This is a genomic window from Actinomadura rudentiformis (genome assembly GCF_008923185.1).
Classification (GTDB): Bacteria; Actinomycetota; Actinomycetes; order Streptosporangiales; family Streptosporangiaceae; genus Spirillospora; species Spirillospora rudentiformis.
The window spans coordinates 192,328-206,272 of record NZ_WBMT01000012.1 but is presented as its reverse complement, the minus strand read 5'-3'; the positions used below and the strand labels follow the sequence as shown (position 1 = coordinate 206,272).

11 protein-coding genes are annotated in these 13,945 nt (G+C 66.9%); 2 read left to right on the top strand and 9 right to left on the bottom strand.

Annotation, left to right across the window (positions count from 1 at the left end; all coding sequences use genetic code 11):
- The 9 genes from F8566_RS25565 to F8566_RS25525 form a co-directional block, all read right to left on the bottom strand.
- Complete coding sequence (locus F8566_RS25565) at positions 1 to 1,062, bottom strand: MCE family protein (RefSeq protein WP_225993514.1); 1,062 nt, start codon at positions 1,060 to 1,062, stop codon at positions 1 to 3.
- Positions 1,059 to 2,375, bottom strand: coding sequence for an MCE family protein (locus F8566_RS25560; RefSeq protein ID WP_151564195.1), 1,317 nt, complete (start codon positions 2,373 to 2,375; stop codon positions 1,059 to 1,061). Before F8566_RS25560 ends, F8566_RS25565 begins: the two co-directional genes overlap by 4 nt.
- A complete protein-coding gene (locus tag F8566_RS25555) occupies positions 2,375 to 3,217 on the bottom strand; it encodes an MlaE family ABC transporter permease (RefSeq protein WP_225993513.1) in 843 nt (280 codons plus the stop codon). The genes F8566_RS25560 and F8566_RS25555 overlap by 1 nt, the downstream gene beginning before the upstream one ends.
- A 3-nt stretch (positions 3,218 to 3,220) precedes the next feature.
- Positions 3,221 to 4,084: an MlaE family ABC transporter permease gene (locus F8566_RS25550; RefSeq protein WP_449692454.1), complete on the bottom strand. Its 864-nt coding sequence runs from the start codon at positions 4,082 to 4,084 to the stop codon at positions 3,221 to 3,223.
- A gap of 75 nt (positions 4,085 to 4,159) precedes the next feature.
- Positions 4,160 to 5,167 carry an ABC transporter ATP-binding protein gene (locus F8566_RS25545; protein WP_151564193.1) on the bottom strand — a complete coding sequence of 336 codons (1,008 nt, stop codon included), beginning with the start codon at positions 5,165 to 5,167 and terminating at the stop codon, positions 4,160 to 4,162.
- A 14-nt stretch (positions 5,168 to 5,181) separates the two neighbouring features.
- Positions 5,182 to 5,811 (bottom strand): hypothetical protein, encoded by a 630-nt coding sequence (locus tag F8566_RS25540; protein WP_151564191.1) that lies wholly within the window; start codon positions 5,809 to 5,811, stop codon positions 5,182 to 5,184.
- A gap of 78 nt (positions 5,812 to 5,889) precedes the next feature.
- Positions 5,890 to 7,863, bottom strand: a complete 1,974-nt coding sequence (locus F8566_RS25535; RefSeq protein ID WP_151564189.1) for a hypothetical protein — start codon at positions 7,861 to 7,863, stop codon at positions 5,890 to 5,892.
- Positions 7,864 to 7,955: 92 nt separating this feature from the next.
- Positions 7,956 to 8,633 (bottom strand): hypothetical protein, encoded by a 678-nt coding sequence (locus F8566_RS25530; RefSeq protein ID WP_151564187.1) that lies wholly within the window; start codon positions 8,631 to 8,633, stop codon positions 7,956 to 7,958.
- Between the two features lie 468 nt (positions 8,634 to 9,101).
- Positions 9,102 to 10,055 (bottom strand): hypothetical protein, encoded by a 954-nt coding sequence (locus F8566_RS25525; protein WP_151564185.1) that lies wholly within the window; start codon positions 10,053 to 10,055, stop codon positions 9,102 to 9,104.
- 451 nt (positions 10,056 to 10,506) lie between these two features.
- On the opposite strand from F8566_RS25525, the gene F8566_RS25520 reads away from it, so the two are divergent.
- The gene (locus F8566_RS25520) at positions 10,507 to 11,748 is read left to right on the top strand and encodes a PucR family transcriptional regulator (RefSeq protein WP_151564182.1); all 1,242 of its coding nucleotides are present in this window, start codon (positions 10,507 to 10,509) and stop codon (positions 11,746 to 11,748) included.
- 347 nt (positions 11,749 to 12,095) lie between these two features.
- Entirely contained in the window at positions 12,096 to 13,343 is a 1,248-nt protein-coding gene (locus F8566_RS25515) for a helix-turn-helix domain-containing protein (protein WP_151564180.1), read from the top strand.
- Positions 13,344 to 13,945: the final 602 nt, after the last annotated feature.

Genomic DNA, 13,945 nt, shown 5'->3' with positions numbered 1-13,945 from the left:
TCAGCCTTTGCACCGGTCGTCGGTGAGAGGGATGCCGGTGGGCGCGGGGCTGCCGTCGTTGTAGCGGACGCCGGTGAGCCTCACCTCGCACCGGTAGAAGTTCACCCACGAGCCGTACGACGCGGCCCGGCCGAGGACTTCGAGCTTGGTCGGGGTCCGCTGGAGGAACCGTTCGAGCAGCGGCTGGTCGGCCTCGAGGTTGCCGGTCAGCCGGCCGAGCTGGGCGATGGAGCGCTTGAGCGGGTCCCGGTTCACCTGCAGCAGGTCGGCGGTGGAGTTGGTCAGCTCGTCCAGCGAGGCGATCGCCTCGCCGATCGGCTGCCGGTCCGAGGACAGGCCCGACACCAGGGCCCGAAGCGTACGGATCAGGTCGACGACCTGGCGGTCCCGGTTGTTGATCGTGACGGTCACCTCGTTGAGGTTGTTGATCAGGTCGCCGATGACCTGGTCCTTGTCGGCGAGCGTCGAGGTGAGGGAGCCGACGGTCCGCATCAGGGATTCGAGGGTGCCGCCCTCCCCCTGCAGGACCTTGATGATCGACTCGCTCAGCTTGTTGACGTCGCCGGGCGACAGCGCCTGCATCAGCGGTTGGAACCCCTTGAACAGCTGGGTCAGGTTGAGCGGCCCCTGCGTTCGCTGCTCGGGGATCGTGGCGCCTACCGGGAGGTAGGCACCCGGCGCTGCGCCGGGGGCACCGGGGTCGAGGTCGATGTAGCGGCCGCCGACCAGGTTCAGGTACTTCACCGAGGCGGTCACCGAATTGGGCAGCCGCCGGTTCCGGTCAACGGTGAACGTCACCAGGGCCAGCCGGCGGTTCGTGATCTCGATCTTCTTGACCTGCCCGACCTGCACGCCGGCGATCCGCACCGAGTGCGCCGGGTAGAGCCCGGCGACGTCGGTGAACCGGGCCTTGTAGGTGACCCGGTCGCCGCGCGTGGTGTTCATGATCGAGGCCGCGAGCATGGCGGTGGCCGCCAGCGTCGTGACGATGAAGAGCAGAGATTTGATCAGCGGCGAGATCGTGCCGCGGGACTTGCCCCGGAGGTTGCCGAGAATGCTCACTGGCCCGCCTCCTTCCCGCCGGCGGTGTCCATGCCCGGGAAGGTGACGCGGGTGCCCCGGTAGATCGGGCCGAGCAGCGCCCCGGACCAGTCCGGCAGCTCCTCGGGCACCTCGCGGAGCGCGGGCGCGGTCAGCTCGTTGATCAGCCGGGTCTCGCCGGGGGATCCGGCGAGCGTGCCCACCGGGAGGATGCCCGGCTTGGTGAGTTTCGGCGTCGAGCCGCCACCCGGGTCATAGGGCACGCCGTAGCAGTGCGGGCCGGTGTCGGCTGTGTAGCGCGGACGGTCCACACCCGGCAGGTAGCGGCCCTTGTGCTGGACGGTGTTGATGTTGACGTGCACGCCGGGCTTCTTCGTGCCCTTGCCGAGGGCCTTGTCCATCAGCGGGACGAACTTGGCGATCGACGCGAACGTGCAGGGAAATTCCGGCGAATACTTCGCGAGCGTCTCCAGCGAGTCCCGCGAGACCCGGGGCAGCTGGATCAGATTGTTCTCGTTGCGGCGCAGGAAGTTCGTCATGTCCCGCGCCGCCCGGGTCACTGACTCATGCGACTCAGCCAGGTTGGCGCGCTGGTCGGCGATGGTGCGCGAGGTGGTGACGAAGTCGCTCAGCCCGTCCAGGATGTCGGGCGTCACCTGGCTGTAGTTGTCGGCGAACTGCGCGACCTCGACCAGGTTCTGGTTGAGGGCGGGCAGGTGCGGGTTGAGCTCCCTCAGGTACGCCTCCAGGGTGACGAGGTTCCGGCCGAGCCGGTCGCCTCTGCCTTCGAGGGCCTGCGCCATGGCCGTGAGGGTGGCGGAGAGCTCTGCGGGCTTCAGCGCGTTCAGCAGGCGCATGGTGCTCTTCAGCAGCTCCCGCAACTCGATCGCGTTGCGGGTGTTGTCCTCGGAGATCACCGATCCGTCTTTCAGCGACGCGGCGACCACGTTCGCCGTCGGGTTCATCCCTCTTCCCCCAGGCGGGACGAGTGCGACGTAACGGGCACCGAACACCGTCGTCGGCAGCAACTGCGCCGCCACGTCCTGCGGGACCCGCTTCGCCTGATCCGGCCGCAGCGCCAGCCGCAGCCGAGCGCCCGAGCCGTCCGCCGTGATCGACCGGACCTCCCCGATCACCACGCCGTGCAGCTTGACGTCCGCACCCCGGTGCATCTCGAACCCGGCCGTGGACGTCCGCAGCGTCACGAACGTGGCCTCGGTGAACCGCTTCTGGTAGATCGCGACCGACAACGTCACCAGCAGCACCGGGACGAGCAGGAACACGACGCCCAGCAGCCGGCGCCGGAGCGTCTCGAACGGCTTCACCCTGGCCATCAGCCGGTCACCTTCACCGTGGTCGTGGCGCCCCAGATCGCCAGGGAGACGAAGAAGTCCGTCACCGAGATCACGACGATCGCGGTGCGGACCGCGCGGCCGACGGCGACGCCTACCCCAGCCGGTCCGCCGACCGCGCGGTAGCCGTAGTAGCAGTGCGCCAGGATCACCATGACGCTGAAGATCAGCACCTTGACGAACGACAGCACCACGTCCTCGGGCGCGAGGAAGATGTTGAAGTAGTGGTCATAGGTGCCGGCTGACTGCCCGTTCAGCAGCACCGTCACCTGTCTGGACGCGAAATACGAGGACAGCAGCCCGATCCCGTACAGCGGGATGATCGCCACCACACCCGCGATGATCCGCGTCGTCACCAGGTACGGCAGCGAGGGGATGCCCATGCCCTCCAGGGCGTCGATCTCCTCGTTGATCCGCATCGCGCCCAACTGGGCGGTGAACCCCGCGCCGACCGTCGCCGACAGCGCGAGACCAGCCACAAGTGGAGCGATCTCGCGCGTGTTGAAGTAAGCGGAGACGAAGCCGGTGAACGCTGACGACCCGATCTGATCGAGCGCCGCGTACCCCTGCAGGCCCACCACGGTGCCGGTCGCCAGCGTCATGCCGATCATCACGCCGATCGTGCCGCCGATGACGCCGAGCGCACCCGACCCGAACGCCACCTCGCTCAGCAGCCGCAGCGCCTCTTTCAGGTAGCGGTGAATCGCGCGCGGGGTCCACAGCAGCGCCTTGATGTAGAAGCCGAGCTGGTCACCCGGCTGGTCCAGCCACCGGAACAATCTCGACGGATGACGCGCGTAGTCGCGGAAGGTCGTCGACGCCACCGCTCACGCCCCCTTCGGCGGGACGACCTGGATGTAGATCGCCGTGATCGCCAGGTTGACCATGAACAGCAGCAGGAACGCGATGACCACCGACTGGTTGACCGCGTCCCCGACCCCCTTGGGCCCGGCCCCCGGGTGAAGCCCCCGATAAGCCGCGACAACGCCCGCGATGAACCCGAAGATCACTGCCTTCGTCTGGCCCACATACAGGTCGGGCAACTGCGCCAAGGCCGAGAACGAAGCCAGATAAGCCCCAGGCGTCCCGTCCTGTAGAGCAACGTTGAAGAAGTAACCGCCCGCCACACCCACAACGGACACAAGCCCGTTCAGGCAGAACGCCACCGCCATACAAGCGATCACTCGCGGCACGATCAGGCGCTGGATCGGCGAGACGCCCATGACCTCCATGGCGTCCATCTCCTCGCGGATCGTCCGCGACCCGAGATCGGCGCAGATCGCCGACCCGGCCGCACCCGCGATGAGCAGCGCCACGATCAGCGGCGACGCCTGCTGCACAACGGCCAGCACCGAAGCGCCACCCGTCAACGACTGCGCACCCAGCTGCTTGGCCAGCGACCCAACCTGCAGCGCAATGACAGCGCCAAACGGAATCGACACCAAAGCAGTAGGCAGGATCGTCACCGACGCGATGAACCAGAACTGCTGGATCAACTCCCGCACCTGGAACGGCCGCTTGAACGTCATCCGCAGCACACTCGCGGCCAGGGCGAACATCTGCCCGGTCTGCCGCAGCCCCCCGGCGAGCGGCATGTAGTCGGACGGATTCACCTTGACCGGCTGCACCCGCGGCCGCATCGGCTCGGGCGCCGCAGGCGGTGGCGGCGGCCCCTGCGGCGGGGCAGTCACGCCCCACCTGCCAGGTGGCCGACCATTGTCTTCTTCAACATCTGCTGCCTCGAAAAAAAGGGGTAGGTGAGGTTGCTAGGCCGAGGCCCATGGAACGGGCGGCGGCGGTCCTCCCATGGATCGCCTCCTGTGCGCGTTTTGAATGGCTTCCTGGGCCTCCGCCGGAAGCAGATGCAGGTTTGCCATCACCCGCTGGCTCCGACGAACGGCGCCCATACGTTCGGGCAGGCCAGGGGAAGGCTCAAGCTGGGGCGGGATCTCCATCTCACGCACCTTCAAAGACCCGAACCGCTCGGCCTCCGCCGCCAACGTGGCCGCGTCCTTCTCTTCGCTCATCCCAATGGGCCCATGCCGGTTGCCTCGCAAAAATTGAGCGACCACCGGATCCCGCGACGTCAGCAGCACTTCCCGAGGACCGAACGTCACCAGATCGCGCCGGAAGAGCATCCCCATGTTGTCCGGCACGGTCGACGCGATCTCGATGTTGTGCGTGACGATCAACATGGTGCAATCGGTGCGCGTATTAACGTCGATCAACAGCTGCGACAGATAAGCCGTGCGCACCGGATCAAGGCCCGAGTCCGGCTCGTCGCACAAAATGATTTGCGGGTCCAACACCAGCGCCCGCGCGAGCCCGGCCCGCTTGCGCATGCCGCCCGAGATCTGCCCCGGCAGCTTGCGTTCCTCGCCCCCGAGCCCGACCATGTCCATCCGCTCAAGCACGATCCGCCGGATCTCTTTCTCCGACTTCCGCGTGTGCTCCCGCAGCGGGAACGCGATGTTGTCGTAGAGGTTCATCGACCCGAACATCGCGCCGTCCTGGAACATCAACCCGAACTTCTTGCGCGCCGCAAAAACCTTCCGGTCCGAATCCCCCACCATGTCGACCCCGTCGACGAGGACGCGCCCCTTCTCAGGCTTCAACAACCCGATCAGCGACTTCAAGAAAACGGTCTTCCCCGTCCCCGAAGGCCCCAGCATCACGCTCACCTCCCCCGCCGGCAGCGTGAGCGACACATCCCGCCAAATGGTCTGACTCCCGAACGACATCGTCAGCCCCTCGACCGTGACCTCGATCCCCATTCAGCAAACTCCCATCACTGAGCAGTCACCGTCTGAACCGGGTTCGCCTTGAATATGCCTGTGACACCAAGCTTGTCGCCGTTCCGGATAAAAGCGGCTGGACAGTTGGCATTCACATTGACCGCCTCCAGGTTAGTGCCTTCAATCGTCACCTCACCTGTGCGATTGCTGTAGGAGATGTCGATATTGCCAGGCGTCCCCGCCGAGCCGGTCCAGTCCGCTTCGCAACCGTCATCGAGTCCGATCACCTTGGCGGTCACTCCGCCGGCGTCATCATTGACCAACTTGCCGCGCGTCGTCCCCGTGGAGGCGTCGTATGAGTCTGCGTTGAATTCAAGTGGCAGGTCATTGATGACGATCTGCATGGCCAGATTGGAAGGCCCTTCGCAGATCTCCGGGTCACCGGTGTAGCCGCCGAGGCGAACTTCATCGACCGAGACCAGGCCGATGCCGGACAAACCCGAACCTGTTTTGGCCGTGGCCTTCACCTCGGCCTCCGAACAGGAGATAAGCGATCCTCGGGTCAGGTTCCGCGGGACGATGTTTCCCACATTGGTGGCGACGATCTGCCCGCCCGGCGAGAACGTCCAAGTGAGGGAACTGGCGACCGCCACCGACGCCGACGCCGCGACAGCGACCAGCACTCCCAGGAGTGAACCTGAGGTCATCGATCTGCTAAGCCGCATCTGTCCTCCTGGTTTCGCGGACATGGAGATCAAATGTCATGCCGGTTTCGCCGTGATGACCAGGTCGGGAATGGTGAGTTTGCTGACGGTCACGGTGAAAGGAGAGCCGGGGGTGAACTTGGTGGGGCACAGGCCGCCGCTCGGGCTCTGGATGGTTCCGGGCCGGTGCCGGAACTCGAAGACGTCGCTCTTGTTGTCGAAGTACCCGTCCCATCGCGCCCTGGCATCGATCCGGCACCGCGCGGTCTGGCCGGGGATGGCGTAGGAGAACTGGATACCGACCTCCTGGCTGACGGCGCGGGCCACCTGCGTTGGTGAGTCGTAGGAGTGACCGAGGAGCCCGAGAGTGAGGCCGACGTCCATTCTGGGAGTGGTGAGGCCCGGACTGGCGGTGCACGATGTCGACGGTGCCCAAGTCGGCCGTCCGAGGCCCGCACCCACTTCGGCCGCCGGCGTCTGCCAGGTCCACCTGGGGGAGCACGTGATCGAGTTGCCCGTGGTGTTGTCCCTGATCGTGATCTGCTGGCCCGTCGCGAACGTGTACCGGTGATTGAGCGGCGAGATGTGCCAGCGGAACGGACGGTCGCTGCAGTCCTCCGGGTCGTCAGTGGGATTGCACTGCTGCGACTGGAACACGGTGGCCCGGTTGCCGGAGCCGGACACCGTGGCCGTGAGAAGCGGGCTCAGGTCCTCTCCTCCAGAACCACAGCCGGCGAACCGCGGGATGGTGATCAGTTCGTTCTCGGCGGTCCGGTAGTCACCGCCGGCGGTGATCGTGGTGCCGTTCGGCAGGACCGCGACCACGGGCACGACGATCTCTCCGGCAGAGGCACAGGTGTCACCGAGCTTGATCGGCAGTCCGTTGACGTAGGCGTTCGCGACCGTCGCCCGGATCTTGCCGCGCACGAAGCTCCACGTGGCCAGTCTGGGATTGTCGGGATTCCAGCGCGACGGCGGCCAGGACGGGCGTGGCACGGCCGATTCCTGCGTGGCGTCAACGGGATTGAACATCGCCACGTTGGCGTTGCCGACCGATTCGATCTTGGTCACCGCCGTCGTCGGCATGAATCCGAAGCCCAGCATGGTGGCCGTGGACGTCTCGACTTCCGGCAGGGCGTAGTGGAACAACGCCTGCCAGTTCCGTCCCGGCTTGTAGTTGGCGATGTGGCCACGGCCGGCGACGACGTTCAGGCGCCCGCCGACCGCGGCGGCGCCGCCGAGCTTCTCGATGTTGTTGTAGCCGACCATCGTCCCGCACTTGACGGTGTCGCTCGGCTCGCGATTGTCAATGTCGAGATCGTGGTCCGGCCACTTGTCCTCGAGGAAGTCGTCCTGGTCTCCCGGTGGCTTCTGGCACCTGGATTCCGGCGGGGCCGCACGCTGGGACGGTGCTGGCCTGGAGGTCGAGGACGGGGCCGGGCCGGGTATCTCGACGCGCAGCAGGGAGCGGTCTCCCTTCGGCTCACAGTCCAGCGTCGTCTGAGCGGCGGCCGGTTCTCGCGCGTCCAGGCGCAGGACGAGCCGCGCAAGCCTCAGTTCGACGTCTCCGCCTGCCACGGGCAGGATGCCCGGTACCGCGGCTGGCCCCGAGGCCAGCTTCACGCCGCCTTCCTCGCTCTGACCGCCGGAGACCGAGAAGTCCGGCCACGTCGCGTCGACGCCACGGCCGGACTGCCGAGCGGAGATCGCCACCTGCGCGGTACCGGTGACGCTCACCGGCTCCGGACCCACGATCGACTGCGCGGCCTCGCCCCCCAGAGCGACCTTCAGCGTGAAAGCACCCAGCACGATCGGCTGCTTGACCCTGCCCCGCGACGGCGTGCCACCGGCCAGCCGGGCGGTGATCCGATGCTCGCCCGGGACACCGCCCAGCTTGGTGCACGAGAGCACGAACTCCTTGTCGACGCGCTGCTGTGCGCTGGCCGGTGGGACGACCAGCAGTCCGGCGAACGCGGCGGCGGTCGAGGGGATGACGAGTCGTACCGCGAGCCGGCTGGTCAGTTTCCGCATCGGGGACGGCGCTCTCTGTTCGTTCGGGGCGAACCGCGCCCCACCTCGATCGCAGGTGGGGCGCGGCCTGGGTATCGCTGGGCCGTGTCAGGTCACGGACTGGTGAGGGTCTGATCCGAGTCCAGGACGAAGGTGCCTTCCAGCGCCACCACGTCACCGTTCCGGATGAAGTTCGACGGGCAGTTGGCATTGACGTTGGTGGCCACGAGGTTGCCGCCACTCGTCGCGGTCAACCTGTCGGTGCTGTTGGTGAACGTGCCGGGAATCGCACCGGGCTGGCCGTTCGCTCCGACGAAGTCGGCTTCGCAGCCGTCGTCGAGGCCGATCAGCTTGCCGGTGATACCGCCGGCGTCGGCGTTGGTGAGCGCACCGGTCGTGACACCGGTGGTCGGGTTGTAGGACACCGCGTCGAGTTCAAGCGGAAGGTCGTTCACGACGATCTGGACGGCCAGGCCAGAGGGTCCCTCACAAATCGTGGGGTCACCGGTGTAGCCGCCCAATTGCAGCGTGTCGACGCTCGCGATGCCCGTGCCGTCAAGACCGGAGCCGGACTTGACGCTGCCGGTGGCCTCTGCCTGGGAGCAGGTCACGATCGCGCCGCGCGTCACGTTGCGGCCGATGATGTTGCCGACGTTGGTACCGGTGATGTTGCCGCCGGGGGTGCTGGTCCAGGTCGCGTCCTCGGCGCTGGCCGAAGGTACGACGGCCAGGGAGAGGACGGTGGCGGTGGCGGCGGTGGCGAGTACAGAGGTACGGAGGAGCTTACGCAAGGGATTTCCCTTCTCGGGGTGGAACGCGCTTGTTCTAAATGACGGACGCGGAGTAGGGAACAGTGGGGCGGTGTTGCGCGATGCGGCTTCTCCTTACTGCGAGAACTGTTTCCTCCACTCCGGTGGCGGCTTTCTCGGGCCGCCGTGCCGGAGGCATGGGGTGCCTTCTCACCTGGGACCACCCTTGTCCAGGTGAGCACCCACGGATGCGGTGGTACGGCTCGTACGTTACGGCCGAGTAGCCCCCCTCAGCAATACCTATTCGACAGAAACCAAAGGGAAAACCAGCCGATGTTCTCGCGCTTTGTCACAAGTTAAGTGTTCGATCGGCGCGAAAACGTACGAGAACGAGTACTGGCGAGTAACACAGATAACGAACTGGTAAACACCAGAGGGTAGTCACGTGTGGATAGGGTCGCCTGCACCCTTTTAGGGCGTCCGTAAGGCTCTATGCCGAGAGCACTGTGATCAGCGAAGACGGATGGAGAAGCCCAAGAAGGAGCGCGGTCCGGAGCGAGGCTCACGGCGGCGCTTGGGGAGGCGCGGGAGCTGAGGCTTCGGAGCACGGGGCGACGACGCCTGCTTTGCGGACTTCGGCCGGCGGCGTGGGGCCGGGACGGTCGCGAGCTTCAGGGTGCGGCGGGCGCGAAGGAAGACAGCGATGACCGTGCCCAGGAGGACTGCCAGCCAGGCGCCCTGGACGCTGGCGAGGACGCCGAGCACGTCTACGGGGTCGTCCGAGGCGGCGGTGAGGTGGGCGGTCGGGCCCAGGCTCATCTGCTGCGCGACCTGCGGGTTTTGGCCGGGCGCTACCTGCGGTAGCTGCACCTTGTTGCCGGGAAGGCGCTGGAACGGGAGCGCCTGCGGATTGGGGTTCGGGGGTGGAGCCTTGGGCGCCTTGGGCGATGGCAGCTTGACCGGCGGTTTCGGCGGGGTCGGATATGACTTCCGTTCGCCGGGCTTGCCGGGGAGCTTCACGATCTTCGGGACGAAGCTGACCGAGGCGGAGTCGGTCACCGTGCCGGTCGCCGAGGCGGCGCTCACTCTGAGAGTGACGACGCGGGACTTGCGGACGTCCGAAGGGACCGAGACCACGAAGGCGACTGTCTGCGGGTCGGTGAGGTTGCCGAGGGTGCAGCCCGTACGGCACTGGCCCGAGACGGAGCCTCCGGTCACTCGGGCTCCGGTGATGCGGGCCTTGGTGACAGTTCCGCCGGTGGCATTGAGGGTCGCGGTGATGGCGACCGGTGTGCCCGCTTTGGCGCTGGCTTCGGTGGCCGACACGCTGATGGACAGCTTGCCTTCGGGCTCGCCGCTCGGCGTCGGCTCGGGTTCGCCGGCGAATGCGGGGAACCCGAGCAGTAGTGATGTCGTCGCAGCAAGGACGGCCAGAAGGGTCCGCGTGCCGGTTGTTCTGAGCACGTGACTCCCTTCCTGCTCGACCCGGCTGTACGCGAGGACATTACGACCAAGACCAACAACACTCAATAGGAATCCGCAGGATTCTCGCCAAGAGGCTCTGACCTGCTGTTCCTCGTTGTCGAATGCTGAGCGTTCGATCTTTTCCGAACTCGTCACCTATGAGTACCGCCGAGTAATTGCAGCTCAGAGGCCCTCACGGCGAGCCGTTATCACCAACTAAGCGCCGCCAAACATTTGCGTTATCCGGGTCCGAGTACTCGCAGGTAATGTCGGTCTAAACCCTTGTCAGAACTTGCGGGTAGACCTATGTTTCACGTGCTCCAGTGCACGGTTTCGGGGTGAGCTCCCCCCGCATGGCGCGCTCCCAACCGTCGTTGCTGCCCGGTCGCCGCCGAGGGCCTGGTGACCGGACGTACGCGTTCAGCGGCCCCGACGCGGAGAGGTGTGTTTCATGACGCAGGCGCTCGAGCTCCCCGGCCCGGCGGAGCCCGACCCCGTGCAGGTCCCGCCGCAGTTCGCCCAGCTGATGTGGGCGGAGCTCGATGACGTCATCAACGAGGTCGTGCAGGAGATCCGGCGCGCCATTCCCGAGTACGACCGCCCCGAGAACTCCGCGTACGACCAGATCCTGCGGCTGGGCGCCGAGAAGCTGCTCAGGGCGTACATCGAGCGCATCGCCGACCCTACGGTCCCGACGACGGAACGTGATGAGACCTGCCGCGCGCTCGGGCATTTCGAGGCCGTCGAGGGTCGCGGCCTCGACCACATGCAGGCCGCCTACCGGATCGCGTTCCACATCGCCTGGCGGCGGACGGCGGCCGTGGCCGAACGGGAGAAGATTCCGTCGGTCATCGTCACCACGATGGTCGAGTCGATGCTCACGTACATGGACGAGGCCATCACCCAGACCCGGCACGGCCACCGGCAGGCGATGGAGCACGCCGACCTGCGCCGCCGGGAGCACCGGCGGCAGCTGCTGCATCTGATCCTGCAGCAGCCGGCGGTCGTGCCCGAGGCCATTGAGGATCTGGCCCGGACCGCGTCGTGGCCCTTGCCGGAAGAGGTCACGATGGTGGCGATCCATCCGGACGCCCCGTGCACGCTCTCCGCGCTGGACGCCGACGTGCTGATCGACCTTGATGCCGCGGCGCCGTGCCTGCTCGTCCCCGGGCCGCTGGACCGCAACAGGAAGAACATGCTGGAAGCGGCGCTGTCTGAGGCCAGCTCGGTGCTGGGTCTGACGATGCCGCTCGACAAGGCGACGCATTCGCTGCGCTGGGCACGGCGAGTGCTGGAGCTCGCCGAAGAGGGCATCATCCGGGACGGCTCTCTGATCCCCTGCGAGCAACATCTGATGACGATGTGGCTGCTCTCCGACGTCACGCTGATCGAGGAGCTCACCCGCCGGCACCTGGCCCCGTTCGACGACATGTCGGACGGGCATCGCCGGAAGCTCACCGAGACTCTCGCCGAGTGGGTCACCACACGCGGCAACGCGGTGGAGCTGGCCGAACGGATGAACGTCCACGCACAGACCGTCCGCTACCGCCTCCGCCAACTCGAGAGCTACCTCGGAGAGAGCCTCGCCGACCCGGACACACGCTTCTCTTTGGACGTCACATTGCGGGCCGCGAGCCTGCACCGGCGGCGTCACCTGGGACGACGCGGCACCCCAGGGAACCGCGGCGAGTGACCTCAGAGAACCGTGTGGCGAACAAGCGCTTGGGTAGACTTAGTGGATTATCAACTCGCGATTGTCGAAGGTGAGTACCGACCGGGACCGATCACTCGTTACGGACCGCCACACCATGATCACGAGCGACGATTTTACGTTCGCTTTAACTTCCGGCGGCGGTATCCCACTTAATGTCAGTGTGCTCCAACTCACAACCAGCGCTCGGGGGACGCGCAGGGGTCCCCCGCTCGGCGCGTCCCTTCCGGGACCAGATGCCGTACTGACACACGGCCGCACGAGACCGGGCGACCCCGCCAGGTCTCGGTCCGGCCGTGCCGACGGTGTTTACCTGGAGGTGCCCACCGATGCCCCGAACGCTCGAGACGGGGACGCTGGAATCAGCGCCGCCGCCGCTCCCGCGGCGGCTCCTCACCATCCTGCGGCCGGAGCTGCCCAGCCTGGCCGAGGAGATCATCGAAGAGATCCCCCGAGCGCTCCCCGAATACGACCGGCCGATGCAGGGCCCGTACGTGACGGCCCTGCAGATCGGCGTCGAACGAGCTCTCGACCAATTCGTCGCGCGGGTGGCGGACGCCGCTCCCGATCCCGGCCGCCATGCCGACACCTACCGCCGTCTAGGCCGCTTCGAGGCACACGAGGGCCGCTCCCTCGACAGCCTTCAGGCCGCCTACCGGATCGGCGCGCAGGTGGCCTGGCGTCGGCTGATGGCCGTCGCCGCGCGGCACGATCTCTCGTCGTCGGTGATGGCGCAGCTCGCCGACGCGCTGTTCGGATACATGAACGAGTTGGCGTCGCTCTCCCTCAGCGGGTACATGGACGCGCGCCCGACCGAGATGGAGGACCAGCGCCGGCGGCTCCTGCAGTTGATCGTCTCCAGGCGTCCGGGCTCCGACCGCGCCATCGCGGAACTCGCCGAGCTCACCGAGTGGAACGTGCCTGACGAGGTGACGCTGGTCGCCGTCCCGCCGGACGCGCGCTGCGTCCGCGACGCCCTCCACGACGACGTGCTGCTCGACCTCGCAGCCGACGAGCCGCGGCTCCTCGTCCCGGGTCGCGCGCCCGGTGGGCAGCCCGAACCGCTGTCCCCCGAACGCCGGAAGATGCTCGCCGAGGCGTTCCCCGACGGCTGCGTCGCGGCGGGACTCACCGTGCCGTTGGAGCACGCCGCGGACTCGCTCCGGTGGGCCCGGCAAGCGCTCACGCTGATCGAGGCCGGAGTGCTGGACGACGGGCCGGTGACCTCGTGCGAAGACCATCTGGTCACGCTGTGGCTGCTCTCCGACTGCGCCCTGGTCGACCAGCTCGCGCGGCGGCATCTCGGCGGCATGAACGACCTCGAACCCGGGCAGCGCGAACGGCTCGTGGCGACGCTGCACACCTGGCTCACGACCCGCGGAACGGCCGCGGAAATGGCCGATGAACTGCATGTTCACCCGCAGACCGTCCGGCACCGCATCAAGCGCCTCGAAAAGGAGCTGGGCGGCCGCCTGACCGACCCCGACGCGCGCTTCGCCATCGAGATCGTGCTGCGTGCGATGTGGTTGCGCAACAGTGTCCGGACCGAGCCCCACGACCCGCCGGAGGATCACTGAAACACTCACTCGATGACAATTTATCGATCATCGAGAACGGCGATTTCGCCTCCGACACGAACTCTGCATGCAAGGGTTGATAAACGCCTCCGGTCCATGTTGATATCAAATCAGAGGCTTCTTTTATTTGATATTTCTCGCCTGGTCCGGAGGTGTGGAGGAAGTGCCCCTGCGCACGGCACGCGGCGCGGTCCTGGCAGGGCTCGGCGCAGCAGCGATTCTGGCCGCGGGCTCGGCGGCCCCGGTGGCCGCCGACCCGACGCCCAGCCCGTCGGGAACGGTCTCGGATCCGCCGCCCAGCGATCCGCCGTCCGACCCGCCGTCGGACCCGCCCTCGGATCCACCGTCCGACCCACCTTCGGACCCTCCATCCGATCCGCCGTCCGACCCTCCCTCGGATCCGCCGTCTGATCCCCCGAGCGACCCGCCTTCGGACCCGCCGTCAGATCCGCCATCGGACCCGCCCTCGGATCCGCCGGGCGACAAACCTCCAGGCGACAAACCTCCGGGGGATAAGCCCCCGGGCGACAAACCTCCGAAAGACAAGCCGGACAAGCCTGGACCTGGCAAGCCCGACCCGTCGTCGCCCGCTCCGCAACTGT

What these genes read in the sequence shown, in the direction of transcription:
- F8566_RS25545 (WP_151564193.1), bottom strand. Translation starts at nt 5,167, where the DNA reads ATGGGGATCGAGGTCACGGTCGAGGGGCTGACGATGTCGTTCGGGAGT.
- F8566_RS25535 (WP_151564189.1), bottom strand. Translation starts at nt 7,863, where the DNA reads ATGCGGAAACTGACCAGCCGGCTCGCGGTACGACTCGTCATCCCCTCG.
- F8566_RS25520 (WP_151564182.1), top strand. Translation starts at nt 10,507, where the DNA reads ATGACGCAGGCGCTCGAGCTCCCCGGCCCGGCGGAGCCCGACCCCGTG.
- F8566_RS25560 (WP_151564195.1), bottom strand. Translation starts at nt 2,375, where the DNA reads ATGGCCAGGGTGAAGCCGTTCGAGACGCTCCGGCGCCGGCTGCTGGGC.
- F8566_RS25515 (WP_151564180.1), top strand. Translation starts at nt 12,096, where the DNA reads ATGCCCCGAACGCTCGAGACGGGGACGCTGGAATCAGCGCCGCCGCCG.